This window comes from Lysobacter sp. 1R34A, assembly GCF_051217035.1.
GTDB lineage: Bacteria > Pseudomonadota > Gammaproteobacteria > Xanthomonadales > Xanthomonadaceae > Lysobacter.
The window spans coordinates 1-24,724 of sequence record NZ_JBPKJP010000065.1 but is presented as its reverse complement, the minus strand read 5'-3'; the positions used below and the strand labels follow the sequence as shown (position 1 = coordinate 24,724).

Sequence of the window (24,724 nt, the reverse complement as noted above, 5' to 3'; positions counted from 1 at the left end):
CGGCAGGCCCAGCGGCTGCGGGAGTGGAAGCCGCAGGTGGCGGAGCCGGCGCCGCCGAGCAGGCGGCGAGCGCGGCGGCCAGCAGCGCCGGGAACAAGCGCGCGGGCGTCATCCGACCGAACCTTCCAGGCTGACTTCGAGCAGTTTCTTGGCTTCGACCGCGAACTCCATCGGCAGCTCGCGGAACACCGACTTGCAGAAGCCGTCGACGATCATCGACACCGCGTCTTCCTCGCCGATGCCGCGCGAGCGGCAGTAGAACAGCTGGTCGTCGCTGATCTTCGAGGTGGTGGCCTCGTGTTCGACGGTCGCATCGGGGTGCTTGACCTCGATGTAGGGGAAGGTGTGCGCGCCGCATTTCTTGCCGATCAACAGGCTGTCGCACTGGGTGTGGTTGCGCGCGCCGGCGGCGTTCTTCTCGATCTTGACCAGGCCGCGGTAGGTGTTCTGGCCGCGGCCGGCGCTGATGCCCTTGCTGACGATCTTCGACTTGGTGCGCTTGCCGATGTGGATCATCTTGGTGCCGGTGTCGGCCTGCTGGCGATGATGGGTCAGCGCGACCGAGTAGAACTCGCCGCTGGAATCGTCGCCGAGCAGCACGCAGCTGGGGTATTTCCAGGTGATCGCCGAACCGGTCTCGACCTGGGTCCAGCTGATCTTGCTGCGCGCGCCGCGGCATTCGCCGCGCTTGGTCACGAAGTTGTAGATGCCGCCGACGCCGTTCTCATCGCCGGGGTACCAGTTCTGCACCGTCGAGTACTTGATCTCGGCGTCTTCCAGCGCGACCAGCTCGACCACCGCGGCGTGCAGCTGGTTTTCGTCGCGCATCGGCGCGGTGCAGCCTTCCAGGTAGGAAACGTAGGCCTTGTCCTCGCACACGATCAGGGTGCGTTCGAACTGGCCGGTGTGGCCGGCGTTGATGCGGAAATAGGTGCTCAGCTCCATCGGGCAACGCACGCCCTTGGGGATGAACACGAAGCTGCCGTCGGAGAACACCGCCGAGTTCAGCGCGGCGAAGAAGTTGTCGCCGGTCGGCACGACGCTGCCGAGGTATTTCTGCACCAGTTCGGGATATTCGCGGATCGCTTCCGACATCGAACAGAAGATTACGCCTTTTTCGGCGAGTTCCTTGCGGAAGGTGGTGCCGACCGAAACCGAGTCGAACACTGCATCGACCGCCACGCCGGCCAGCCGCGCGCGCTCGTGCAGCGGCACGCCCAGCTTGTCGTAGGTGGCGATGAGCTCCTCGGGCACCTCGTCGAGCGACTTGTACTTGGCCTTCGGCGCGCTGTAGTAGCTCAACGCCTGGAAGTCGATCGCGGCGATGTTGAGCTTGGCCCAATGCGGCATCGGCATGGTCAGCCAGTGGCGGTAGGCCTCCAGCCGCCATTGGGTCATCCACTCGGGCTCTTCCTTCTTGGCCGAGAGGGCACGGATGGTGTCCTCGTCGAGGCCCGGAGGCAGGCTGTCGGATTCGATGTCGGTGATGAAGCCGGCCTCGTAGCGACGCCCGAGCTGCTCGTGGATCGCCTCGTTCTGAAGCGGACGATTGCCGGTGTCGCCCGAGGAAACGGGCGTCTTGATGATGTCGGTGGCCATGGCGGCTGCCTACTGTCTAAGCGCCGGCCAGGCGCAGATCGATGCGCCGGCCGGCAGGTTCGGGTGAAAAGGAAGGGGTAGGGGCTAGCATCTGGGCGAGGGTGACGCTGCTCAGGGCCTCGACGACCACGTCGTTGATGCGGCGCCAGTTGGCGCGTACGCCGCACTGGTGTTCGAGGCCGCAATTGCCTTCGTGGACGCTGCACTCGGTCATGCCGAGCGGGCCTTCCATTGCCTCGACGATCTCGATCAGGCCGATTTCGTCGGCGGGGCGGGCCAGGCGATAGCCGCCGTTGGCGCCGCGGAACCCCTCGACCAGGCCTGCCTGGGCCAGCGGCTTGAGCAGCTTGCTGACCGTCGGCGCCTCCAGACCCGCCCGCTCGGCCAGCTCCGACGCGCTGAGGACGCGGTCGGACTGGGCCGCCAGGACGGTCAGGACGACCGTGGCGTAGTCGGTGAGTTTGGTGACGCGAAGCATCGGCGGCGCGGCTCGGGGGGAATTCGTACCGAAATTGTACGTTTTTCTCCGGGCGCGGCCAAGCCGGGGGTTTTGCGCGATTCAGGCGTTCGCGGGCGGGGTCCGGCCCGGCGCCGGCGGGGTGCCTGGGCGCGTGCTTTTGGGTGGCCGTCCTCTTAGGGGCGCCGCCGCCCGGGGGTTTATGTCTGTGAAATGCCGGCCACGGCCGGCATGGGCTTAGTTGATTGCCTGCCGTCGAACGCCGCGCGAAGCGATGGCTCGCAAACGCAGCCATCGAGCTCCGCCTGCGCGGCGCGCCGCAGCGGCGACGATGCGGGCCCGGGGCGCCACCTGCCCCGTTGCGTTCCGTGAGCCCTGTGGCCGGCCCGGATAGCGAAGGCGATGCAAGCAGGTCAGAATGCCGGTTCGTCATTTTGGGATTCGCTATGCCGCGCAAGATCGCCGCCCGTCGTTCCGCCATTCACGGTAATGGTGTGTTCGCCATTGCCCCGATCGCCAAGGGCGAGCGGGTCGTCGAGTACAAGGGCGCTCGCCGTACCCATGCCGAAGTCGACGCGGGCGAGACCGGCGACGCCGAGTCCGGCCACACCTTCCTGTTCACGCTCAACGACGAGTACGTGATCGACGCCAATCACGAAGGCAACACCGCGCGCTGGATCAATCACAGCTGTTCGCCGAACTGCGAAGCGGTGCTGGAAGAGGACGACGGCGACGACCGCCGCCGCGACCGCGTCTTCATCGAGGCGATCCGCGACATCGCCGCGGGCGAGGAACTGTCCTACAACTACGGCATCACCCTGGCCGAAAAGCACACCAAGGAACTGAAGAAGATCTGGGAGTGCCGCTGCGGTTCGGCCAACTGCACCGGGACGATGCTGCAGCCGAAGAAGGAAAAGAAGGCGAAGAAGGACAAGGACAAGAAGAAAGACAAGAAAAAGAAGAAAGACAAGAAGAAGGGCAAGAAGAAGGATTGAGTGACGGGGCGCGCACGCTGGGCCAGGTATGTCGTTGCGAACCCGTCCTGTAGTCGCGAGCCAATCCCTGTAGGAGCGACGTGAGTCGCGACCGCGACTTGTCAATCTCGCGCCGTTACCGCCCGCGCCCATCAGGGTAGGAGCGGCGCAAGCCGCGACATCGCTGCTGCGGTCTTGCGGCGCCTCTCTGAAGCAAGATCAAGATCAAACCCAGAGCTTCCGCCACTAAAGCGGCGGGTCACTTTCTTTTGTCTGAAGCAACAAAAAAAGTAACCAAAGAAAAGTGCCTTCTGTTACGAATCAAGCGCCCGCAAGTGCGATGCCGACGCAGGGCTCCGCACAGGCCATCCATGGCCTGGCTGCCGGTTTCGCGACCGCTCTTGGGTAAGAGCGGCGCAAGCCGCGACCGCCATCTGACGGTCTCGCGCCGTCATTGGGTTCCCGTCGCGCACGACATGCGACACGGTTATCGCCGCCATCGGCCAAACCCAAACCCAACCCAAACCCCTACCGGCATTCCGCCCGATCCCGCAAAGCCTTCGTCCCTACCGGCCGGGTACGAAGGTCCGATAGCCGCTCGATCTCCGCGGCGGGACACTTCGGTGCGCCGGCCGCCACGCCGCGATAACCTGCGGCGGCGACAATGGCCGCCGGTTCGCGCCGCAGGCCGCCCGACGCATCCTCCCCTCGCACTGCATCCAGGAGTCGCTATGAGTTCGATCCAAGGCAAGGTCGCCGTCGTCACCGGAGCCGCCAGCGGCATCGGCAAGGAAATCGCCCACGAGTTGGCACGCGCCGGCGCCGCGATCGCGATCGCCGACCTCAACCAGGCCGGGGCCCAGGCGGTCGCCGACGAGATCGCCGGCAACGGCGGGCGCGCGATCGGCGTGGCCATGGACGTCACCGACGAGGCCGCGGTCAACGCCGGGATCGAGCGCGTGGTCGCCGAACTCGGCGGCATCGACATCCTGGTGTCCAACGCCGGCATCCAGATCGTCAATCCGATCGAGAACTACGCCTTCGCCGACTGGAAGAAGATGCTCGCGATCCACCTCGACGGCGCCTTCCTGACCACCAAGGCGGCGCTGCCGCACATGTACAAGAGCAACGGTTCGGGCCAGAGCCGGGGCGGCACGGTGATCTACATGGGCTCGGTGCATTCGCACGAGGCCTCGCCGCTGAAGTCGGCCTACGTCTCCGCCAAGCACGGCCTGCTGGGCCTGTCGCGGGTGCTGGCGAAGGAAGGCGCCAAGCATGGCGTGCGCAGCCACGTGGTCTGCCCGGGCTTCGTACGCACCCCGCTGGTCGACAAGCAGATTCCCGAGCAGGCCAAGGAACTCGGCATCAGCGAGGACGAGGTGATCAAGAAAGTCATGCTCGGCAACACCGTCGACGGCGTGTTCACCACCGTCGAGGACGTCGCCCAGACCGTGCGCTTCCTCGCCGAATTCCCGAGTGCGGCCTTGACCGGTCAGAGTTTCGTCGTCAGCCATGGCTGGTATATGCAGTAAAGGTATCTGCGAAAGGCGGCATGGGCGAGCTGGTTCTCCCTCCCTGCGAAGGGGAAGGGGAGATTCGCCGTAGCCCTTGCCGCTACGCCGAACCCGCCTTCACGGCGATAACGGCGCAGGCGACGCACTATGACGACGCGCCGCAGCCACGTTTCCGAAGAGGCAACCGCAATGCCCAACAAGCGCTCCACCGGCCGCACCGTGTCCTCCCGCTCGGTGCGCGCCGCCGAACCGCCGCAGCGCGAACCCGAACGCGGTACGCCGGCCAAGCGCGACCCCAAGCCGGCCACGCCGGCCAAGCGAGATCCGCCGGCGAAGGGGCCGCCCCTCAAGGAGCCGCCCCAGCAACCGCCCGAGCAGGCGGCGGACCAGCAGGCGGCGGACCCGCGGGCGGCGTCCAGGCAGGCCGCCTCGCGCGCGGCCAAGGCCGCCGGCGAACGCATCCGCGCGCAGGCGCCGGTGTTGCCGGAAAACATCGCCCTGGTCCTGCAGGGCGGCGGCGCGCTCGGCGCCTACCAGGCCGGCGTCTACCAGGGCCTGTACGAGTCCGGGATCGCGCCGAACTGGATCGCCGGCATTTCGATCGGCGCCTTCAACACCGCGATCATCGCCGGCAATCCGCCGGACCGGCGCATGGAGGCGTTGCGCGAATTCTGGGCGACGATTTCGCAGCCGACCCTGTTCCCGGCGACCACCTTCGGCCAGGAAGCCCGCTTCGCCGACCTGGATGCCGATACCCGCGCCTGGCTCGACACCTGGGAAGCCTGGCGCGCGATCGTCGAGGGCCAGAACGGCTTCTACCGCCCGCGCCCCTGGCTCGGCCAGGATCCGTTCGCGGTGCCGGGGCCGGCGGCGGCCAGCCTGTACGACACCTCGCCGATGATCGCCACGCTCGAACGCATGGTCGACTTCGACCGCCTCAACGACGGCGGCATCCGGGTCTCGGTCGGCGCGGTCAACGTGCGCACCGGCAACCTGGAGTATTTCGACAACACCCGGATGCGCCTGGACGCCCGCCATATCCTGGCTTCGGGCGCCTTGCCGCCGGCGTTCCCGGCGATCGAGATCGACGGCGAGTTCTACTGGGACGGCGGCCTGGTCTCGAACACCCCGCTGTCGCACGTGCTGACCTCGTCGCCGCGCCGCGACACCCTGGTATTCCAGGTCGATCTGTGGAACGCGCTCGGCGACCTGCCGCAGACCCTGCTCGACGTCGCCGAGCGGCAGAAGGAAATCCAGTACTCCAGCCGCACCCGCCTGATAACCGACACCCAGCGCGTGTTCCAGCATTACCGGCGCCTGTTGCGCGAGCTGCTCGAGGAAATCCCCGAGGACGTGCGCGCGACCAACCCCTGGGCCCAGCACGCCGCCGAGCTGGCTTGCGACCGCCGCTACAGCGTGATCCACCTGATCTACCGCGACCGCGCCCGCATCGGCCATTTCAAGGACTACCAGTTCGGCCGCGTCGCCATGCGGGAACACTGGCTGTCCGGCCAGTCCGACATCGCCCGGGCCCTGGCCCATCCGGACTGGATGCAGTTGCCGAGCGGCGAATCGGCCTTCGTCACCCACGACGCCACCGCGCCCTGAGCGCGGCGGCGCAACGGAAGCCCAAGCGCAACCCAGGCGCAGGCGCATTCAGCCCTGCCGGGCCGGCCACCGAACTCAAGGATGCGCGCGGGCGGCCAAGGGTTGCCATGACTTACGCCATGCGGTGAAAAGCCGCCGCGCGGCTAGTCTGCGCGGCATCGCGACGCCGTTCGCCGCGATCCGCCATCGACGAAGGCCAGGGCAGGCGTTCGCGATGCGGACCATCCGCACCACCGGGGTCGCTGTATGCGCACGAATCTGTTCAATTCCCTGCTCGCGGCTTCCGCCGCGGTCGCATCGCCCTGCGCCTTCGGCCTGGAGATCGACGGCCGCATCGACCCGGAGGAATGGCGCGGCGCCCAGCGTATCGACGAGTTCCGCCTGACCCAGCCGCTGTCGCGCGCCGCCGCCTCGCAGCCGACCGAGGCCTGGTTGCTGGCGACTCCCGAAGGGCTCGCCGTGGCCTTCCGCAATCACCAGCCGGCCGGCGTGCCGCGCCTGCGCCAGCACACCCAGCGCGACGGCAACGCCACCGTCGACCGGGTCAATCTGTATGTCGATTTCGACGGCGACGGCCGTGCCGGCTACAACTTCACCGTGACCCTGGCCAACAGCATCGTCGACACCACCATCACCAGCGAGAACCAGTTCAACGACGACTGGGACGGCGACTGGCGCCATGCCACCAGCGAAGACGAGGGCGGCTGGTCGGCGGAGATGCTGATTCCCTGGCACATCGCGCCGATGCGCGATGCGACCGACGGCACCCGCACCCTCGGCATCGAACTCGACCGGGTCATCGCCTCGACCGGCGAGCGCACCTCATGGCCGGCGGTGCATTTCGCCGAGGCGCGCTTCCTGTCGGCGTTCAACCGCATCGAGGTGCCCGCCTACAGTCAGTCGCTGTTGGCGATCACGCCCTACGTGGTCGGAGTCGGCGACGCGGTCGGCCGCGACGGCGATTTCGATGCCGGCGCCGACCTGTTCTGGAAGCCGAGCGGCAAGTTCCAGCTCAGCGCGACCGTCAACCCGGACTTCGGCCAGGTCGAAAGCGACGAGCTGACCGTCAACTTCAGCGCCACCGAAACCTTCTTCAGCGACAAGCGCCCGTTCTTCACCGAGAACCAGGGCTTCTTCGAGGTGCCGTTCGGTTCCTACAGCAGCAACAGCCGGCTGATCTATACCCGCCGCGTCGGCGGCAAGACCGACGATGGCCTCGGCTCGGGCGACGTCACCGCCGCGCTCAAGCTCAACGGCAGCGCCGGCGGCTATAACTACGGACTGTTCGCCGCCAACGAAGGCGACGAGGTCGGCCGCGACTTTTACGCCGTGCGCGCCACCCGCGACTTCGCAGGCTTCGGCCTCGGCGCGATGGTCACCCGCGTGGATCGCCCGTTCCTGGACCGGCAGGCCGACGTTTACGAATTCGACCAGCGCTGGACGCCGAACCCGCAATGGGCGGTGCGCGGCGCGGTGGTGGCCTCGGATGTGGAGCAGGGCGGCCGGACGCAGCGCGACAGCGGCGCGCAGATCCGCATCGACTACGACATGGGCGGCGGCTGGCGCCAGCAGCTGTACGGCCTGCATCTGGGCAAAAACCTGCAGCTCAACGACTTCGGTTATCTGGAACGCAACAACTTCAACTACCTGCGCTACGACCTGGGCCGCCGCGTCACCGACCTGGCGGCCGACTCGGCCTACGCTTCGCACGACTGGCATTACGCCGCTTCGCGCCGCTACAGCGACGACGGGCTGCACATCGCCGACGCTTTCTCGATCACCCGGCGCAGCGAACTGCGCAACGGCGGCAACGAGTTCGCCGAGGCCGCACTGTGGACCTCGGGCCACGACGACCTGATCACCCGCGGCAACGGCGTGCTGCGGGTGCCCTCGCGACTGTTCCTCAACTACGAACGGCTGCTGCCGCGCCAGGACGGCAGCCCGTGGTCGCTGACGATCGAAGCCGGCTACAGCGCCGATGGCCTCGGCGGCATCGACGAAGGCGAGACCGTGCTGTATCTGGAGCCCAACTACCAGTTCAACGACCGCCTGATCCTGTTCGCCGGCGTCGAATACAGCCACGCGCCCGACTGGCTGCTGTGGCGCGGCGACAACCGCCTGGGCGCGTTCCGGGCCGACAGCCTGGTGCTCGATGCGGGCCTGCAGTGGTTCATCGACGACAAGCAGGAACTGCGCGTGCGCCTGGAAACCATCGGCCTGGACGCGCGCCTGAAGCAGGCCTACCGCGTCGACGCCGGCGGCCGCCCGCTCGCCGTGGACGAGGCGATCCCGGATTTCCGCGTGCGCAACCTGGGCTTCCAGATCCGCTACCGCTACGAACTGGCGCCGCTGTCCTACCTCTACGTGGCCTATGTGCGCGGCGGCGAGATGTACGAGGAAGGCCGGCTGGACCGCGGCGTCGGCCGCGAGTTCCGCGACGCCTTCGACCTGCGCGACAGCGAGCAGTTGCTGGTCAAGCTGTCGTACCGTTTCGAAATTTGAGCGGGGCAGGTGATTGGCTCTTGGCGTCCGGATCGTTGCGGGGCGCCGTCGGCCAGTCCTTCCTATCAACATTCGGAACGAGATGTTAGCGATCGCCGGCGACCCATCCAGCTGGCGTGCAGCGGTTCGATGGTGTTCGGGTTGAGCGATGAGCCTATCGATAGGCGACCGTATTACCGTTGCCGTTGCCGTTGCCGTTGCCGTTGCCGTGCGTGCCCAAGCGCTCGCGAAGACAATCGCAGACCTGGAGGGCGGCCCGCACGGATGCGGGCCGTTTTTCATCGGGACAAGGATGTCCCGTATGAAAAATCACCGCGTATGCATCGAACGCGCGGGCCTGTGATTCAAAACAAAGCAACTTCTTTGGTTACCTTTATTTTGTTGCTTTAGACAAAAGAAAGTAATCCGCCGCTTTAGTGGCGGAAGCTTTGGGTTTGATCTTGATCTTAATCTTGATCTATTGAACGAAAGAGGCGCCACGAGACCGCCACAGCGATGTCGCGGCTTGCGCCGCTCCTACCTGGCGATAGCGCTCGCCTCGATGGACGCACAAGCATTGGTGTGTCCGCGCGTCCCACGGTCGCCACTCACTTCGCTCGTACGGGGGGAGTGCTGCCGCGCTCGGATTTCCCGTCGCCCGCTTTGATTTTGGCTTTGGCTATTGCTGTGCGTAGGCTCGCACTGGCGAAGGTAACCGAAGACCCGGAGGGCGGCCCGCAGGGATGCGGGCCGTTTTTCATCGGGACAGGGAGGTCCCGTATGAAAAATCACCGCGGAAGCATCGCTCGTGCGGGCCCTTGATTCAAGACAAAGCATTTTTCTTTGGTTACCTTTCTTTTGTTGCTTTAGACAAAAGAAAGTAACCCGCCGCTTTAGTGGCGGAAGCTTTGGGTTTGATCTTGATCTTGATCTTCCTAAGAGAGAAGCGCCGCGAGACCGCCACAGCGATGTCGCGGCTTGCGCCGCTCCTACCCTGGCGAAGGCACGCCGCTTCGTTGAAAGGCGACGGCTTTGTCGTCGCTGCGCGTCCCTTGTCGCGACTCACGTCGCTCCTACAGGAGGCAGGTTCGCAGCTGCACGCCGATGCAGTAGTCCCAGGGTAGGAGCGGCGCAAGCCGCGACCGCGCAACTGGCGGCCATCGCGCCGCCTGCTGCAGCGATGGCCATCCCTCAATGCACCGAACCACTGCCCACCACCGCCACCGGCTTCACCCGCAGCGCCCAGATCACCCCCGCAATCAACAAGGCGATGCCGATCAGGGTCAAGGGTTCCGGCAGGCGGCCTCGCAAGAGGTAGGCGTAGCCGAGGGCGGCCATGGTTTCGAAGACGATCAACTGGCCGGCCACGGCGGTCGGCAGGCGCTGGCTGGCTTCGTTCCAGCACAGGGTGCCGACCCAGGAAGCGAACAGGCCGATCGCCACCATCAGGCCGATGAAGAAGCCCGGGCGCGGGCCGAACGGCATCGGGAACTCGCGGCCGGCCGCGCTCATGAACGCCCACAACGCGATGTAGCCGAGCAAGGCCAGCGGCAGAGTCGCCACGCCCTGCGCGGTGGCCCAGGTGCGCGGGCGGCGGCCGGGGTGGTCGCGCAGCCAGTCGGCGTTGCGCAAGGGGTACCAGGTCCAGCACGCGACCGCGCCGACCGCGAGCACCGCGCCGATGGCGTAGCGGCGCAGGTCGGCGTCGGGGTCGGCGCGCAGGGCCTGCAGTTCGACTTGGTTGACACAGACTATGCCGGTGGCGATCAGAGCCAGCGTAGGCAGCAGGCGCAGCCACGGCAGGCGGCCGTCGCGGCGTGCGTTGCGCAGGTTCGCGCAGACCGCGATCACTACCGGCAGGGTGCCGATGATCATGGTCGGCAACGGCCCGCCGGCGCGCTGGATGGCGCTGGCCAGACACAGGTAATACAGCAGGTTGCCGATCGCCGAAAGTTTCAGCGCTTCGATCCAGTCGGCGCGGCTCAGCTGGCGCAAGGCGCCGCGGTCGAACCAGGCCAGCGGCAGGGCGATCAGGCCGAAAGCGAGATAGCGCCCGACCGACTGCAAGGCCGCCGGATACTCCGGCAGCAGCAGCGGGCCGACGAAGACCAGCCCCCAGATCAGGCCGGCCGCGAGCGCGTAGAGAGTGCCTAACCACATGCGCCCAGCTTGGGCGAGGCCGGCGGCGCGGTCTTGTACCAGATTGCTATGCCGCGCTCGCGCTCAGCGACGGACTTGCTTCTGATAGCGCGCCGGGGTGATGCCGTAGCGGCGCGAAAACGCGCGGGTCAGGTGGGCCTGGTCGGTCAGGCCGGTGTCGGCGGCGATGGACGCAAGCGGGGCGCCATCGGCGAGCAGGCGCTTGGCCTGGTACAGGCGCAGCGCCATCAGCATCTGCTGCGGGGTGACGTGATATTGGGCGCGGAAGCGGCGCAGGAAATGGAAAGGGCTCAGGCCTGCGACCGCGGCCAATTCCTCCAGGGTGACGCGTTCGGCCAGATGCGCGCGCAAGTAGTCGACGACCGGGTCGAAGCGCGAGGCCGCTTCGCCGCGCAGGGGCCGCGGCATGCGGGCGTGATCGCGGAACTCCATCAGCAGGGCGAACAGCTGGCTGTCGAAGGCCAGCGGTTCGCTCGCGCTCCACAAGGCGTCGAGCCGCTCGGTGATGCGGCGGGCGCGTACGGGGTCGTGGCGCACGGCGTCGTCGAACCACCAGCCGGCTTCGCCGGTCACCGCCTCGACTACCTCGGGTTCGACATAGATCATGCGATAGCGCCAGCCGCCTTCGGTTTCGGCGCGGCCGGTGTGCAGCACGTCGGGATTCATCAGCACCAGCGAGTCCGGCGGTGCGAGGTGATCGCTGCCGCGGTAACGGAAACGCTCGACGCCCGATTCGATCGCGCCCAGGCCGAAGGCCTCGTGGGTATGCGGTTCGAAGGCATGGCGGACGATGTGCGCGCGGTACAGCTCGACGCCGGCGCGATGCGGCGGCTGCCGGAATTCGGCGGCGTCGCGGGCGTGGACGAACTGGGCTGGGACGCCTTGCATGGGGCGAGTATCGCATGGCCCCGGCGCACGGTCGGCGGCGCTGTTTCAGCCCCCGGATGCCGTCTCGCGCAAGGTCTGCAGGGCGGCCCAGGCGCGCGGCGTCAGCACCTCGAACAAGCCCTCGCGTGCGGTGCGGCGGCCGAGCACCAGCAGCGCGTGATCGCGGCTGAGCAGCCAACGCGCGTCGGCGGCCAGGGCCAGTTCGAGGAATTTCTGGTCGTCGGGATCGGCGCAGCGGGGCAGGGCGCGCATCGGCAGGGCACTGTCGTACTCGTGAAGGCGCAGCAGTTCGTCGTAGTCGCGCAGGCAATCGGCGCGCACCTCATCGGTGAGCGCGAGCTTGGGATAGGTCAACACCCGTTGCCATTCTTCGCGACAGGCCGTATCGGTGACGGCCTCGATGCGGCGCTCGCGCAAAGCGGCGAGCAACGAGGCGGTCAGCGGGTCCTTGAAAGCGAACAGGTCCAGGCAGACGTTGCTGTCGAGGACGATGCGCGGAACGGTGACGCTCATGCCCTGGCCTTCGCGGCGCGATTCAAAGATCGTCCTCGCCCGGGAACGACACTCGCAGCTCGCCGACCGAAAGCAATTCGCCCTGTTGCGGATAGCGTTTGTCGTCGCTGGAGAATTCGCGGTCGCCCGACGGGTAGGCATCCTCGGCGGTGGACGCCTGTTCGTTGCGATCCAGGCGCGCATGCCGGATCACCGGGTCGCCGTCCTGCGCGGCAAGCCGGCCGCCGTTCCAGTCGGTGACGACGCCGCCGTAGTCCCAGTCCAGGCCGCTGAAACGGATCGGCTTGCCGTTGAGGCGGGCCAGCTCGGCCAAGCGCATGCCCATACGCACGCCGTTGTCGAGGCGCCAGCGCGAGCCGGGCTCGCGCACGACCACGCTGGCCAGGCCGCGCAGTTGTTGCGAATCCTGGAAGTACAGATAAGCGCGCAACGCCGGATCCTTGGGATACAGGATCACCCCGCGGAATTCTTCGCCTTCCGCGCCCGGCAGACGATCGGAGATCTCGACCTGGTCCGCGCCGAACAGTGCGCGCAATTGCGCCGGCCCGATATCCGGCGCCAGCGCGCCCGGCAGGACGTAGTCGAGTTTGGCCGGCGGAGCGGTGCCGTGGCTTTCGGCCACGGTCGCGGTCGCGGTCGTTTGCGCGGGCGCGGCCGGTTCGGCGGGGGCAGGCGGGGCGGACGGCGTGCGCTCGCAGGCGCCGAGCAAGGCGGCGACGACCGCGACGAGGACTCTGCCCGCTGTCGCGCGCGGGGTCATTGCTTGACCTCGCGGATGTCGGCGCTGCCGATCCGCCAAGCGCGCTGTTCCTCGCTGGCGCCGTCGACGACGCTGCGGCGCAGGGTGTAGGCGCCCACGTATTTGCGCTGGCTGCCGTCGCGCTGGGTCGCGGTGATCGCGACCGGCACGTCGATATAACGCTGGCCGGCGCCGGCATCGACCCGGCCCGGCGCCATCACTTCCACCGACACCCCGGCGGTCTCGGCGAAACCGTTGGCGAATTGCTGGGCGTTCTGGCCGCTGGCGTTGCCGCCGTCGGACCACAGCGCGTGAGCGTGCGCATAGTTGCCGCCGTTGATCGCAGCGTAGTAGTCGCGTACCAGCGCGATGGCGTCCTCCGCAGTCGGTTCGCCGGCGAGCGGCGGTACGCCCAGGTCGCTGCCGGCCTCGGGCGGCGGCAAGGTGCCGTCGATGCCGGTCGCCGGCGTGCCGGCGTCGCTGCCGGGGATCGGGTTGCCGTTCTCGTCGAACAGTGGGGCGACGGGGCTGCCCTCGACCGGAGCGCCGACTTGGCCGGGCCCCGGTATCGCGGGCATCCCGGTGACGCCGCCGCGACCGGCGCCGGCCGGTGCCGGCAGGCTCTGGCCGGCGTCGCCGGCGGCGGCGCCGTCCGCGGGCTGGTCCTTGCCGCCGCAAGCGGCGAGCAGGAGAGACAGTGCAAGGGCGAGGGCCGGGGCGGCGGGGAGACGGTTCGGGCGCATGACGGGAGTCCGTAGAGGCATGGACCGCGCGCCGTTCTTGCAGGGCGCGTCGATGGCCCAGTGTATAAGCCTCTTCTCGATCGCGGCGAGATGCCGGAAGTCGGACACAGCGCAGGCTCAGCTCGCTGGACGGGCGCTGACCGGAGCGGCGAGTGTTTCCGGCGAAGCCCGGGGTTTACTGCAGCTTGACCGACAGCGAAGTGGCGGTGAGTTCCCAACTGCGGTCGACCGGGCTGCGCCGCATCCGGTACCAGCCGGTGTAGCGCCGCGATTCGCCGTCGGCGACGTCGACGCGCAAGTCCACCGGAATCTCGAGCGATTCCGGCACCGCTTCCTGGTCGAGCTGCTTCGGCGTGTCGTTCTCGATCCGCATCGAGGTGAATTGCTTGATCGAACGCAGGTCGGCTTCCTCGTTGCCGCGCGGCATGCGTTGATAGGCCCAATGCTGGTCGGCTTGTTCGCGTTTGCCGCTGCTGAGCTGCTGCAGGTACAGATGCAGCTTGTTGACCGCTTCGTTCATCGCATCCAGGCGCTGCTGGCTCAGCGCGTCGGCGCGTTTGGCGGCCGCGGCGCGGGCGCGCGCGGCGGCATCGTCGGCGACCGGCGCGGTCGTCGCATCGGCCGCCGGCGCATCGGGGTCGGTCTGGCGTTGGCAGGAACAGCCGACGAAGGTCAGCGCCAACAGGGCGGGAATCAGCAAACGCATCGGCGACGGTCCGGTCGATAGGGTAGCGCCGCCAGGTCGGGGCGGCGCTGCGATCCTAACGGCTGGCGTCGCCGATGAGCGCGCCGCGCCGACCGGCGGCAGCCACGGCGGTGCGGACGCGTCGCCGCCGCGTCCGCTTGTGACCGGGTTCGCTCCGCGCAGGGCCCGGGCGACCTCAGGCCTGGGCGTCGCGCAATTGCTGTTCGAGCCGGCTCTTGAGCGCATCGTCGATCTTGAGCTGGCGCGCCAGTTCGTCGAGGTAGGCGCGTTCCATATAGCTTTGCTCATCGGCGGCGAGCAGGCTGGCCAGATACATCTCCGCGGCGATCTCCGGGGTGGTCGCGGCGCGCGCCACTTCGGCCGGGTCGAGCGGCTTTTCCAGTTCGTCGTGCAGCCAGCGGCGCAGCTCCGGGTCGCCGTCGATGCGGGTGAACTCGCCCTCGATGGCTTCGCGTTCGCGCGCATCGATGTGGCCGTCGGCTTTCGACGCGGCGACCAGTGCCTGCAGGATCGCCTGGCTGTGTTGCTCGGCCTGCGGCGGCGGCAGGCGGTCGACGGTCTGCGGCTCGGCGGCGCCGGCATCCTGCTGCCGCTTGTATTCGCCGTAAGCCTTGTAGGCCAGCACGCCGACCGCGGCGACGCCGCCGTACAGGGCGATCTTGCCGGCGCTCTTGCGCAGCTTGCGATGGCCCAGCAGCAGACCAAGCGCGCCGCCGGCGAGCGCGCCCTTGCCGAAATCGGCGTTGAGCAGGCCGCGTTTCTCTTCGGGCTGTTCAGACCGTGCGTATTTGTCCTGTGCGTATTTGTCCTGATAGGGCACCGGCGGTTTGCCGCCGCCGAGCAGACCTTCGAGGCCGCCGGCCCCGCCCAGGCTGCTCTGTGCGGTCTTCAGCAATTGGTCGAGAAAACCCTGTGTCTTCATGCGCGGCGCTCCGTGGAATGAGGTCGTGAATCTCCGACCTGTGGGCGCCGGGCCGAGGCTTCAAGCCGAAGCGCGGCTATCGCCGACTCGAGAGCCGGCGCCGTACATCCGCGGTTGGGCGTGGCGGGCGGTCCGATGGTTCGCAGGCGAGGCTTCAGTTGCGCTGCTGCACCGCCAGGCGCAGGCCCAGGGCGATGAACACGCTGCCGGTCAGGCGCTCTTTCCAGCGCCCGCCGCCGGAGAAACGCCGGCCGATGCGGCGGCCGAAATGGCCGAAGGCGAGGCTCAGCATCACGCTGTGCGTCAGGCCGATCAACGACAGCAAGGCGCCGAGCACGAGGAACTGCAGCCAGACCATGCCGCGTTCGGGATGGACGAATTGCGGCAGGAAGGCGAGGAAGAACAAGGCGACCTTCGGGTTGAGGACTCCGGTCATCACCGAGCGCAGGTAGATGTTGTGCCCCGAGTTCGCCGCTTGCGGCGCATCGTCGGCCGAGGCCGGCGCGGGCGACGGACTGCGCCAGGCCTTGATGCCGAGCCAGATCAGATAAGCGGCGCCGGCGTACTTGATGGCCTCGAACGCCAGCGCCGAGGTCGCGAGCAGCGCCGACAGGCCGAGGCTGGCGGCGAGCGCGTGGATCAGGGTCGCGGTCTCGAGCCCGAAGGCTGCCTGCACTCCGCGCGCGGGCCCGCCGGCGGCGCTCTGGGCGATGATCCAGGCGGTGCCGGGCCCCGGAATCAGGACCAGGACCGCGGCGGCGGCGAGGTAGGCGGCGAGGGTGGCGAGATCGAACATGGCGGCGTCGTGCGGTCGCGGCGGGTGGGGCCAGTCTGCTCCGCGGCGGCGCGGGCGCCAAGCCTGCCGTTCGCTGCCGGGCGGGAAGCTGTGTTGCGTGGGCGCGCCGGCGGCGCCGATGCCCTGGGACGGGAGCGGCGCGAGCCGCGACCCAGGACCCACCGAAGAGGCCGGATCCACATGCCCGACCAAGCGGCAGTCTCCCGGGCTGTCCTTGGACATCCCGTCTTCGGTCACCGCGCTCGCGTACGTCGCTGCGGTTGTCGCGACTCGCGTCGCTCCTGTCCTCAGATCGGTTGTGGAGCGGCCGGCGGCTCGCGCAGTTTCTCGATCGCGGCGACGAAGGCGTCGGTGCCGGGCCACTGGCCGATCCGGCCGAGCTTCTTGGCGCCGCGGAACACGAAGAACGCCGGAATGCCGTGCAGGCCGAAATGCGTGCCCATGCCCGGGTCTTCGTAGACGTTGGCGTGGAGCCATTCGACATCGGGCCAGACGAAGCGCTCCGGCGCGAGCAGGATCTGGCCCTTGGCGACGTCGCAGTTCGGGCAGTCCTTGCCCCACAGGAACAGGATGCGCAGGCGGCCGTCGTCGGGCAGGGCCTCGGCCAATCCCTTCTCGCGGACCGGCCGCATCGGGAACTGCCAGAAGAAGCGCGGGTGGGCGATTTCGGCCATGGGACCATGCTACTCCGCTGCCGGAGCCGGCGCAGCCGACGATCGCGGGGTGGCTTGAGTCGGACCGGTCAGCGCCGCCGATCAATCATCGCCAACCGCTTCGGGTTGGCGATGAAAAAGGCGTTGGAGATTGCGGCGCCTCGATCCAGCGCGGCGCCTACATCGACAGCCGGTACAGCGCGCCTGGTTCGGTGCTTAGCGAGACATCGATACTGTTGGTGCTGGTGCCGACGGTCGTCCACTGACCCGTCCACAAGTCGAGTTTCTCGACCTGCGTCCACCAGCGATTGAGGCCGACCGTCGCCGAACCGGCCGATGCCGGCGAACGCCTGGAAAAAACCACCAGCGCTCGGGTATCGCTCGCGGCGCCGTATTCGCCGGCCAGCACTTGGTTCGAGGAGATCCAGCCGACCAAGTCGCCGCTGGTCACGCCCAAGGCATTATCGACGAATCCGCGATAGGCATGGTTGCTGAGCTCGCGCTGGAACTGGCGGCCGTAGCTATGCAGGTTCAATTCGTCCCCTGCGATATTCGTCGGCTCGTTATTCCAGTCCAGCAGGCCGATCTGGAAGCCGCCGCCGTTGAGGCCTCCGCTGTAGCGATGGGTGTGGCTAGCGAAATTGGCCAAGCCATTGCCGCCGAACGTATAGAACCACGAAGCGAACCAACGCAGATCGTTGAAGTTGGCGTAGTTGAAGGGGTCGGGATGATTGGCGGGGTCTGCGGTCCGCACATTCTGCAGGTAGGCTATGGATGTGCGGCCGCGGCTGCGAGCCAGGTTGGAGATGATCGACATATTCTCCGACAGCAGCAGGTCGCGCGCGGTGACGCAATTGTGCAGTGAGGGCACGAACGGATACAAATTGAAGGCCAGATAGTCGGGGCGGACCTTGTCGACGGCATCGCGCGCGTAGTTGGAGTATTTGTTGACCATCGCGGCGGTCAGACTCGGCTGTGCGATCGAGCCCGTGCTGCAATCCACGCCGTATTGAGAGGGCGTAAGCGCGCCGGCATGTTCAGTGCCGTTATAAGAGCCTTCATTGGCATGCAGCGGCAGAAGGTTGACGAAGATCTTCATGCCGTTGAGTCGGGCATCGCTCTTGACGCAGTTGGTCTGCTGCTCAAGTCGCGCAATATCCGCAATCGCGGGTTCGTCGGCGAAATGCAGTCCGGCGTAGGTGTCGCCGAATTCAGCACGCAGCGGAGCGATCAGCGGGTCGACGCGCCTGGTGGTGTAAGACGCGCAGTCCTTGGCACCGTGTGGGCCTCGGGTGCTGTACCAGTCGAATCCTTCATAGGTATAGAAAGTTAGGCCACGGTCCTTGATCGGGCCGCCGATCAACCGGGCGATGGCCAGCGTGTCGGTCGGCGGTAACAGGAAGCGGGTGACGCCGAGATCTGCCAGCGCATTCACGGCCTTGCGTGCCTGAACGGGGTCGTTTTTATAACAACCGCTGGTGGCCGGCGTTTCGTAACACATCTCGGCGGTCATGAAAGCGAAGGTGCCGTCGACAAATTCGGAGGCATGGGCCGACGGCAGGGGCAGCGTAGCCGACAACATCAGCAAAGGAAGGGCGAGTCGCATCATGTGAATACACTATCCATAGGTCGAGGGATGCGCCTGGATCAACAGGCGATGAAGTGGCCGCGTATGCAAAGCACAATCATGCTGCATGGGCGGACCGCCGGGTGGAGGCGGCGGTGCAGTCATTGAACCACTAACTCATCGCAGCGGATGCGTCAGCTCGATATCCGACTATCGGCAGCATTTGTCTAAAGTGTGCCTCGACCGGGGGGCGCGAATGAATCGGTATGAGAGAAATAATGTGAATTCGCTCGTTGGAGTAGGCATTACTGCGCGACCAGGGCGATGCCGTTTTTGCGGAACGATTGCAGCACCGCGTCGTAGATGTCGGAGGCGACGTTGTGCTGGCCGTTTTCGGGGTCGTTGATCCAGAAGTGGCCGTCGAGCTGGATGCCCTTGTCGTTGACGCCGGTAACGTACATGTGCGGCGGCGGTTGCTGCAGCACGCGGTCCTGGGCGTTCATCGCTTCCAGGAACAGCACGCGTGCGGCCTGAGTGTCGGTGTCGCCCTTGACGAGTACGCCGCAGACCAGGCGCAGATTGCGGTCGGACCAGGATTGGTTGACGATGACGTTGCTGGTCAGGCTGTCGTTGGGCACGATCGCCTCGACGCCGTCGCGGGTGCGGATCATGGTGTAGCGCACGGTCATGCGGGTGACCCGGCCGACGACGTTGTTGGTGGCGATGTTGTCGCCGACCCGCACCGACTGCTCGAACAACACGATCAGGCCGCTGATGTAGCTCGCCGCGAGCCGCTGCAGGCCGAGCCCCAGGCCGATGCCGAGCGCGCCGCTGAACGCCGCCAGCGCGGTCAGGTTGATGCCGCTGATCGAGAAGATCAGCGCCAGCGCGGCGATCCACATCAGCACGCTGAAGATGCGCGACAGGGCGAGGACGAAGTTGGGCTGCAGGGTGCGGTTGCGCCGCAGCAGATTGCCGATGGCCTTGTCGCCCCACAGCGCGACGATCACGATCACCACGCCGGCGGTGAGGCCGTCGAGGATGTGGCGGGTGGTCAGGCTGAAGCCGAGGACGCTCCACTGCGCGGCGAAGAACTCGCCGATCAGCGGGTTGCGGGTGCCGAAGATCTGCAGCACCAGATAGATCCACAACAGCACCGTGACCACGCGCAGCATGAAGCGCAGAGTCGCGGTCGGCCGGAACAGCAGTTCGACGGTCGCGCCGAACACGCGCAGGACGCAGAACAGCGCGATCAGGGTCGCGCCGAGTTCGATCAGCGGGTTGTCGAACAGATCGATCAGGCCGAACAGCGACAGCAACGCCAGGGTCAGCAGCGGCGTGGCGAGGTAGTCGAGCAGGGTCAGCCAGACGAAGCGGTGCTTGAGCCGCGGCCGGACCCGGCGCGTGATCAGCGCCGAGGCCAGCACGCTGCCAAGCACCAGCGTTACGGTGATCAACAGATCGGTGGGGTTGGAAACGACCGTCAACGCATCGGAGACGATCTTCATCATCTCCGGGTCGGTTTCCAGCGACGGCGGCGCGTGGGCGGTCGGGGCGGCGGTCATGGGCGGCGGATGCGTTTCAGTCCTTGGGTTCCCTGAGTTTCGGGTCGCGCCGGCACTGGGCGAGCGGTTTGCTCTGCGCCGAGGCGATCCGCAGCACGGTCATGGTTTTGCGATCCGCCTTGACCTTCATGCAGGCGCAGCCGTAACCATAGCTGGCGCCGTTGGTGTGGACGAAATCCTTCTCGGCGAACTCGGGCCAATCGCCGTCGGCCTGGTGGCCGCCTTGCAGCGCGATCGTCCAGCTGCCGTCGCGATCCTCGAGCCAGGCGTTGGCCGGGGTCGGGTTGATGAACCAGCCGCAGCGGTTCTGCAGGGCGGTGCGCGATGCCGGCGTGGCGCCGGCGGCCACGGCGAGCATGGGCAGCAGGGCGAACACGGCGACCAGGCAGGCCGGCCCCGCGGCGTGGCCCGGGGTACTGCGACGATCGAACGGCGAAGTCGTGAGCATGGTGGCGCTCCTTTTTACGATGGTAACGAGGCGGCGCGGCGCTTGTGAGCGCCGCTGTGAGCGCCGCCGCGGCGGAGCGGCGGGACCGCACCGCCGCGATTGTCCGGCCTCAGGGCGTGACGTCGGCGGGAAAGGCGCGACCGAACTCCAGCAGGCGCGCCCGCGGGTGGCGGCCCAGCCACTCGTCGAGCACCCCGCGCAGCCAGGCTTCGTCCGTCGCGGCGATGCCGAGCTGGAAGCGCGTGTGCGCGGCGGGTGCTTGCGGGTGTTCGTGATCTTGCTCGCCTTCGGAGCAGGTCCGGCAGAGGTAGCGCACCGTGTGGGTCCAGTCCTCGACCTGGCCCGCACTCTCGCCGTCGCCCTCGCGCACGCCCTCGACCAAGGCGGCCAGGGTGTCGGGCGCCTCGGTCTCGATCAGTGCCTCGAAGGTGGCATACGCCGAGGCCTGCCACAGCCCGAGGGCGTTGAACACCGGGTATTCGTGGCCTTCGACCTTGCGCGTACCTTGCACCGAGCCGTCGTGCAGGACGATGTCGCGGTAGCGATGACCGCTGCCCGGCAGCGGCACGTTGAGGATGCGCGCCCGCGTCGGGTCGATGCGCTCGGCCCAGACCACCTCGCCGCTGTCGCCAGGGTCGAGCCGGACACCGATCGCGCCGAGTTGCGCGTCGATCGGGCCGTCGCCGTCCGGCAGGGCCAGGCCGTAGCGGCGCCAAGCCTCGCGGGCGCTGTTCCAGTCGCGCAACGCGGTCGCGGCGATGCAACAGGCGCCGCGGTGGTCGCCCTGGCGTTCCAGCGCGGCGCGGTTGGCCTGCAGCGACTCGGCCCACTCGCCGCGGTACTTGTGCGCCAGGCCGAGGTTGAACCAGGGCGCGGCCCAGGTCGGATCGGCCTGGGCCGCGCGTCGGTACCAATGCAGCTCGCGCTCGCCGCCGCGATGGACCAGGCGTTGCGCGTACCGGTTGAGGATCTCGGAGCGTTCGCGGGCGCTGCGGTGGTCGCTGTCGTGCTGGGGCATGTTCGCGGTTCGGGTCTGTGGACCGCGAACGTTAGCAGCCCGGGCCCTGCTCAGTCCTCCTCGTGCTTGGGTTTGTAGGCCTCCATGAGTTTCTGCTGGACGTTGCCGGGGACCGGCTCGTAGTGGCTGAAGTCGAGCGAGTAGCGACCGCGTCCGGCGGTCACCGACTTGAGCTCGGCGGCGTAGCCTTCCAGCTCCGACAACGGAACCTGCGCGCGCACGACGATCTCGCCGCCGCGAACGCTGTCGGTGCCGTTGATGCGCGCGCGCTTGCTGGCCAGTCCGCCGCTGATGTCGCCCATGTGCTGTTCAGGCGCGTTGACCTCCAGGTCGACGATCGGCTCCAGCACCTGCGGGCGGGCCTTGGCGATCGCATCGAGGAAGGCCTTCTTGCCGGCGGCGACGAAGGCGACTTCCTTGCTGTCGACGGTGTGGTATTTGCCGTCGTAGACGATCACCCGCACGTCCTGGATCGGATAGCCGGCCAGCGCGCCGTCGTGCAGCACCTGGCGCACGCCTTTCTCGACTGCCGGCAGAAACTGGCCGGGGATGGTGCCGCCCTTGACCTCGTCGACGAACTCGAAGCCGCCGCCGCGCGGCAGCGGCTCCACCCGCAGGAACACCTCGCCGAACTGGCCGGCCCCGCCGGTCTGTTTCTTGTGGCGATGGTGGCCCTCGGCCTTGCCGCTGACGGTCTCGCGATAGGCGATGCGCGGCGGCCGCGCGGTGACTTCGACCCCGTACTTGTCCTTGAGCCGGTCGATGTTGATGCGCAGGTGCAGGTCGGACAGTCCGCGGATCACGGTCTCGTTGGTCTCCGCCTCGTGTTCGACCTGGAAACAGGGGTCCTCCTCGGACAGCTTGTGCAGGGCGGTGGCGAGCTTCTGCTCCTGGCCCTTGCTCGCCGCCTCGACCGCGAGGCCGAACATCGGCCGCGGGAAGTTCAGCGGCGCGAGGTGGATCTGGTCCTCGTCGTGGCTGTCGTGCAGGACCGCATCGAAATGCAGGTCCTCGACCTTGGCCACGCCGGCGATGTCGCCGGGGATCGCCTGGTCGACTTCGACGTGTTCCTTGCCCTTGAGCTTGAACAGATGGCCGACCTTGAACGGCTTCTTGCCGTCGTCGACGAACAGTTGGGTGTCCTTGCGCACCGTGCCCTGGTAGACGCGGAACACGCCGAGCTTTCCGACGAAGGGGTCGTTGACGATCTTGAACACGTCGGCGATCACGTGCGCGTTCGGGTCGGGCGTGGCGACGATGGGCTGGGCGTCCTCGCCGACCCCTTTGACGAACGGCGGCGGATTGGCTTCGCCGGGATGCGGAAACAGGCGTTCGGCGACGTCGAGCAGTTCCTTCACGCCGACTCCGCTGCGCGCCGAGCAGAACAACACCGGCACCAGATGCCCTTCGCGCAGGCATTGCTCGAAGGCGTCGTGCAGCTCGTCGCCGGACAGGCCGCCTTCGCCGAGGTCGAGGTAGTGCTCCATCACCGTTTCGTTGACCTCGACCACCTGGTCGATGATCTTCTGATGCCAGTCGGCGACCGGGCCGAGATCGCTGTCGCCGGCGCCGTTGCCGCCGGGAGTGGCAAAACAATCGACGACCGCCTTGCCGCCGTCGGCGGGCAGGTTGAGCGGCAGGCATTCGGGGCCGAAGCTTTCGCGGATCGCTTCCAGCACTGCGCCCGGGTCGGCTCCGTCGTGATCGATCTTGTTGACCACCAGTACCCGGCACAGCCGGCGCGCCTTGGCGTGTTCCATCATCCGGCGGGTGCCGTACTCGACCCCGCTGTCGGCATCGACCACCACCGCGACGGTCTCGACCGCGGCCAGCGCCGACAGGGTCGGGCCACGGAAGTCGGGATAGCCGGGGGTATCGATCAGGTTGACGTGGATGCCTGCGTGATCGGTGCTGGCGATGGCGGCGTCGAGCGAATGGCCGCGTTGTTTCTCGATCGGATCGAAATCCGACACCGTGGTGCCGCGTTCGATGCTGCCTGCCGTCTGGACTGCGCCGCCGGCCTGCAGCAGGGCTTCGAAGAGCGTGGTTTTGCCGGCGCCGGGGTGGCCTGCCAAGGCCACGTTGCGAATGGATTGAGTGCTGTAGGACATGAGCGGACTTCTCCCTGAGGCTAGGGTGGGAAGGCCGTCATGGCTGTCCGCGCTGCGCGCCCGAGCGCGGCGCTCGGCGGGCGGTCATGGCGGGTTGCTGCCGGCGGGGGCCGGGATCACAGCCTCCCGCAGGCGAGGGGGTGGGTCAAGCCTGGAGCGGCGAAGCGTGCACGGCTTGGCGTTTGCGCGTGTTGCGGCGCCGCATGCGAGGCTTGAGGAGTGAGGAGTGAGGGAGATCAGGTGCACTGTGTTCCGCTCACTCCTCACTTTTCCCTAGTCGACCTTTGTCTCGCCGGTAACGTTCCACCGGTTACCCTGGCCGCCCCTCATCGTTGGAGAACGGCACCATGGGTATCTCGCGCCACGCCACCGCTCACTGGGAAGGCGATCTGAAAAGCGGCCAGGGCCGCCTGAGCACGCCGCAGAGCGGTTTGCTCGCCGACACCCGCTACGGTTTCAACAGCCGCTTCGGCGACGAGAAGGGCACCAACCCCGAAGAGTTGATCGCCGCTGCCCATGCCGGCTGCTTCACCATGGCGCTGTCGGCCAAGCTGACCGAGGCCGGGCATCCGCCGGCCAAGCTCGACACCCGCGCCGAAGTCGATCTGTCGATGGAAGGCGGACCGTCTCTGTCGCAGATCCGCCTCAAGCTCACCGCCGAGGTGCCCGGCATCGATGCGGCCAAGTTCCAGGCCATCGCCGAGGACGCCAAGGCCAATTGCCCGGTGTCGAAGGCGCTGAGCGCGGTGCCGGTCAGCCTGGAAGCGAAACTGGTCTGAACCGGGCGGCGTTCCCGCGTCGGCGGGCGACGGACCGGCCTCGTAGCAACGCGCCGGGAGGCGGTCCGTCGTTCGACGCGGTCGCCGTCCCGGTACTCCTCCAGCCTCTCGCTCTTCCCGCGGGCCTCGCTCTTCCCGTGGGGGAGGGGGCTTCATGTCGATCGATCCCTGCCCGCCGCCCATGACGCCACCCGCCCGCATCCGTCATGCCCTGCTGATCCATGGGGCCGGCGCCGGCGGCTGGGAGTGGAACCGCTGGCAGGAGGTGCTGCGCGCGCGCGGGCTGGTCACGGCGGCGCCGGACCTGCGGCCGGCGCCGGAAGGCCTGGCCGCGACCACGTTAGAGTACTACCGGCGCCAGGTCCGCGCCGAACTGGAAGCTTTGCCGCGACCGCGCGCGGCGATCGGCGCCAGCCTCGGCGGCCTGCTGGCCTGGCTGTGCGCCGACCTGGCCGACGCGGCGGTGCTGATCAACCCGTTGCC

At 67.6% G+C, this 24,724-nt stretch carries 21 protein-coding genes and 1 pseudogene; 6 read left to right on the top strand and 16 right to left on the bottom strand.

Annotated features, from left to right (window positions below):
- Window positions 1-108: 108 nt before the first annotated feature.
- Together sufB and ACSAMQ_RS14285 are read right to left on the bottom strand one after the other, a co-directional pair.
- Complete coding sequence (sufB, locus tag ACSAMQ_RS14290) at window positions 109-1,599, bottom strand: Fe-S cluster assembly protein SufB (protein WP_435396288.1); 1,491 nt, start codon at window positions 1,597-1,599, stop codon at window positions 109-111.
- 16 nt (window positions 1,600-1,615) lie between these two features.
- Complete coding sequence (locus ACSAMQ_RS14285; RefSeq protein WP_435396287.1) at window positions 1,616-2,077, bottom strand: SUF system Fe-S cluster assembly regulator; 462 nt, start codon at window positions 2,075-2,077, stop codon at window positions 1,616-1,618.
- Between the two features lie 425 nt (window positions 2,078-2,502).
- Between ACSAMQ_RS14285 and ACSAMQ_RS14280 the strand changes: the two are divergent.
- From ACSAMQ_RS14280 to ACSAMQ_RS14265, 4 genes and pseudogenes are all read left to right on the top strand, one after another.
- Window positions 2,503-2,967 (top strand): annotated as a pseudogene (locus ACSAMQ_RS14280) (SET domain-containing protein); the annotation flags it as partial.
- Between the two features lie 794 nt (window positions 2,968-3,761).
- Window positions 3,762-4,562 (top strand): 3-hydroxybutyrate dehydrogenase, encoded by an 801-nt coding sequence (locus tag ACSAMQ_RS14275; protein WP_435396286.1) that lies wholly within the window; start codon window positions 3,762-3,764, stop codon window positions 4,560-4,562.
- A 171-nt stretch (window positions 4,563-4,733) separates the two neighbouring features.
- The gene (locus ACSAMQ_RS14270; RefSeq protein ID WP_435396285.1) at window positions 4,734-6,152 is read left to right on the top strand and encodes a DUF3734 domain-containing protein; all 1,419 of its coding nucleotides are present in this window, start codon (window positions 4,734-4,736) and stop codon (window positions 6,150-6,152) included.
- Window positions 6,153-6,398: 246 nt separating this feature from the next.
- Entirely contained in the window at window positions 6,399-8,654 is a 2,256-nt protein-coding gene (locus ACSAMQ_RS14265; protein WP_435396284.1) for a DUF5916 domain-containing protein, read from the top strand.
- A gap of 1,170 nt (window positions 8,655-9,824) precedes the next feature.
- Here the strand turns inward: ACSAMQ_RS14265 and ACSAMQ_RS14260 are convergent.
- The 14 genes from ACSAMQ_RS14260 to fusA all read right to left on the bottom strand — a co-directional run bounded on the left by ACSAMQ_RS14260 (window position 9,825) and on the right by fusA (window position 23,462).
- The gene (locus tag ACSAMQ_RS14260) at window positions 9,825-10,793 is read right to left on the bottom strand and encodes a DMT family transporter (protein WP_435396283.1); all 969 of its coding nucleotides are present in this window, start codon (window positions 10,791-10,793) and stop codon (window positions 9,825-9,827) included.
- Between the two features lie 63 nt (window positions 10,794-10,856).
- A complete protein-coding gene (locus ACSAMQ_RS14255; RefSeq protein WP_435396282.1) occupies window positions 10,857-11,681 on the bottom strand; it encodes an AraC family ligand binding domain-containing protein in 825 nt (274 codons plus the stop codon).
- A 45-nt stretch (window positions 11,682-11,726) separates the two neighbouring features.
- Window positions 11,727-12,194: a putative toxin-antitoxin system toxin component, PIN family gene (locus tag ACSAMQ_RS14250; protein ID WP_435396281.1), complete on the bottom strand. Its 468-nt coding sequence runs from the start codon at window positions 12,192-12,194 to the stop codon at window positions 11,727-11,729.
- Window positions 12,195-12,216: 22 nt separating this feature from the next.
- Complete coding sequence (locus tag ACSAMQ_RS14245) at window positions 12,217-12,816, bottom strand: hypothetical protein (RefSeq protein WP_435396280.1); 600 nt, start codon at window positions 12,814-12,816, stop codon at window positions 12,217-12,219.
- A 134-nt stretch (window positions 12,817-12,950) separates the two neighbouring features.
- Window positions 12,951-13,676 (bottom strand): hypothetical protein, encoded by a 726-nt coding sequence (locus tag ACSAMQ_RS14240; protein WP_435396279.1) that lies wholly within the window; start codon window positions 13,674-13,676, stop codon window positions 12,951-12,953.
- Window positions 13,677-13,851: 175 nt separating this feature from the next.
- Window positions 13,852-14,382 carry a hypothetical protein gene (locus tag ACSAMQ_RS14235; protein ID WP_435396278.1) on the bottom strand — a complete coding sequence of 177 codons (531 nt, stop codon included), beginning with the start codon at window positions 14,380-14,382 and terminating at the stop codon, window positions 13,852-13,854.
- Window positions 14,383-14,557: 175 nt separating this feature from the next.
- The gene (locus ACSAMQ_RS14230) at window positions 14,558-15,304 is read right to left on the bottom strand and encodes a tellurite resistance TerB family protein (RefSeq protein ID WP_435396277.1); all 747 of its coding nucleotides are present in this window, start codon (window positions 15,302-15,304) and stop codon (window positions 14,558-14,560) included.
- 154 nt (window positions 15,305-15,458) lie between these two features.
- A complete protein-coding gene (locus tag ACSAMQ_RS14225; protein WP_435396276.1) occupies window positions 15,459-16,100 on the bottom strand; it encodes a LysE family translocator in 642 nt (213 codons plus the stop codon).
- A gap of 287 nt (window positions 16,101-16,387) precedes the next feature.
- Window positions 16,388-16,774, bottom strand: coding sequence for a thioredoxin family protein (locus tag ACSAMQ_RS14220; RefSeq protein ID WP_435396275.1), 387 nt, complete (start codon window positions 16,772-16,774; stop codon window positions 16,388-16,390).
- A gap of 157 nt (window positions 16,775-16,931) precedes the next feature.
- A complete protein-coding gene (locus ACSAMQ_RS14215; RefSeq protein WP_435396274.1) occupies window positions 16,932-18,362 on the bottom strand; it encodes a hypothetical protein in 1,431 nt (476 codons plus the stop codon).
- A gap of 263 nt (window positions 18,363-18,625) precedes the next feature.
- The gene (locus ACSAMQ_RS14210; protein ID WP_435396273.1) at window positions 18,626-19,885 is read right to left on the bottom strand and encodes a mechanosensitive ion channel domain-containing protein; all 1,260 of its coding nucleotides are present in this window, start codon (window positions 19,883-19,885) and stop codon (window positions 18,626-18,628) included.
- A gap of 16 nt (window positions 19,886-19,901) precedes the next feature.
- Window positions 19,902-20,333: a DUF4087 domain-containing protein gene (locus ACSAMQ_RS14205; protein WP_435396272.1), complete on the bottom strand. Its 432-nt coding sequence runs from the start codon at window positions 20,331-20,333 to the stop codon at window positions 19,902-19,904.
- A gap of 109 nt (window positions 20,334-20,442) precedes the next feature.
- Window positions 20,443-21,351 (bottom strand): hypothetical protein, encoded by a 909-nt coding sequence (locus ACSAMQ_RS14200; RefSeq protein ID WP_435396271.1) that lies wholly within the window; start codon window positions 21,349-21,351, stop codon window positions 20,443-20,445.
- A gap of 50 nt (window positions 21,352-21,401) precedes the next feature.
- Window positions 21,402-23,462 (bottom strand): elongation factor G, encoded by a 2,061-nt coding sequence (gene fusA, locus ACSAMQ_RS14195; protein ID WP_435396270.1) that lies wholly within the window; start codon window positions 23,460-23,462, stop codon window positions 21,402-21,404.
- A 347-nt stretch (window positions 23,463-23,809) separates the two neighbouring features.
- On the opposite strand from fusA, the gene ACSAMQ_RS14190 reads away from it, so the two are divergent.
- A complete protein-coding gene (locus ACSAMQ_RS14190) occupies window positions 23,810-24,241 on the top strand; it encodes an OsmC family protein (protein WP_435396269.1) in 432 nt (143 codons plus the stop codon).
- Window positions 24,242-24,395: 154 nt separating this feature from the next.
- On the top strand, window positions 24,396-24,724 hold a 329-nt coding region (locus ACSAMQ_RS14185), incomplete at its 3' end, for an alpha/beta fold hydrolase (RefSeq protein WP_435396268.1).

Excerpts from the sequence above, each read along its gene's own strand:
- ACSAMQ_RS14235 (WP_435396278.1), bottom strand. The coding sequence starts at position 14,382 with ATGCGTTTGCTGATTCCCGCCCTGTTGGCGCTGACCTTCGTCGGCTGT.
- ACSAMQ_RS14275 (WP_435396286.1), top strand. The coding sequence starts at position 3,762 with ATGAGTTCGATCCAAGGCAAGGTCGCCGTCGTCACCGGAGCCGCCAGC.
- ACSAMQ_RS14255 (WP_435396282.1), bottom strand. The coding sequence starts at position 11,681 with ATGCAAGGCGTCCCAGCCCAGTTCGTCCACGCCCGCGACGCCGCCGAA.
- ACSAMQ_RS14205 (WP_435396272.1), bottom strand. The coding sequence starts at position 20,333 with ATGCTCACGACTTCGCCGTTCGATCGTCGCAGTACCCCGGGCCACGCC.
- ACSAMQ_RS14210 (WP_435396273.1), bottom strand. The coding sequence starts at position 19,885 with ATGACCGCCGCCCCGACCGCCCACGCGCCGCCGTCGCTGGAAACCGAC.
- ACSAMQ_RS14285 (WP_435396287.1), bottom strand. The coding sequence starts at position 2,077 with ATGCTTCGCGTCACCAAACTCACCGACTACGCCACGGTCGTCCTGACC.
- ACSAMQ_RS14270 (WP_435396285.1), top strand. The coding sequence starts at position 4,734 with ATGCCCAACAAGCGCTCCACCGGCCGCACCGTGTCCTCCCGCTCGGTG.
- ACSAMQ_RS14260 (WP_435396283.1), bottom strand. The coding sequence starts at position 10,793 with ATGTGGTTAGGCACTCTCTACGCGCTCGCGGCCGGCCTGATCTGGGGG.
- ACSAMQ_RS14225 (WP_435396276.1), bottom strand. The coding sequence starts at position 16,100 with ATGTTCGATCTCGCCACCCTCGCCGCCTACCTCGCCGCCGCCGCGGTC.
- sufB (WP_435396288.1), bottom strand. The coding sequence starts at position 1,599 with ATGGCCACCGACATCATCAAGACGCCCGTTTCCTCGGGCGACACCGGC.
- ACSAMQ_RS14190 (WP_435396269.1), top strand. The coding sequence starts at position 23,810 with ATGGGTATCTCGCGCCACGCCACCGCTCACTGGGAAGGCGATCTGAAA.
- fusA (WP_435396270.1), bottom strand. The coding sequence starts at position 23,462 with ATGTCCTACAGCACTCAATCCATTCGCAACGTGGCCTTGGCAGGCCAC.
- ACSAMQ_RS14265 (WP_435396284.1), top strand. The coding sequence starts at position 6,399 with ATGCGCACGAATCTGTTCAATTCCCTGCTCGCGGCTTCCGCCGCGGTC.
- ACSAMQ_RS14200 (WP_435396271.1), bottom strand. The coding sequence starts at position 21,351 with ATGCCCCAGCACGACAGCGACCACCGCAGCGCCCGCGAACGCTCCGAG.
- ACSAMQ_RS14250 (WP_435396281.1), bottom strand. The coding sequence starts at position 12,194 with ATGAGCGTCACCGTTCCGCGCATCGTCCTCGACAGCAACGTCTGCCTG.
- ACSAMQ_RS14230 (WP_435396277.1), bottom strand. The coding sequence starts at position 15,304 with ATGAAGACACAGGGTTTTCTCGACCAATTGCTGAAGACCGCACAGAGC.
- ACSAMQ_RS14215 (WP_435396274.1), bottom strand. The coding sequence starts at position 18,362 with ATGATGCGACTCGCCCTTCCTTTGCTGATGTTGTCGGCTACGCTGCCC.
- ACSAMQ_RS14240 (WP_435396279.1), bottom strand. The coding sequence starts at position 13,676 with ATGCGCCCGAACCGTCTCCCCGCCGCCCCGGCCCTCGCCCTTGCACTG.
- ACSAMQ_RS14220 (WP_435396275.1), bottom strand. The coding sequence starts at position 16,774 with ATGGCCGAAATCGCCCACCCGCGCTTCTTCTGGCAGTTCCCGATGCGG.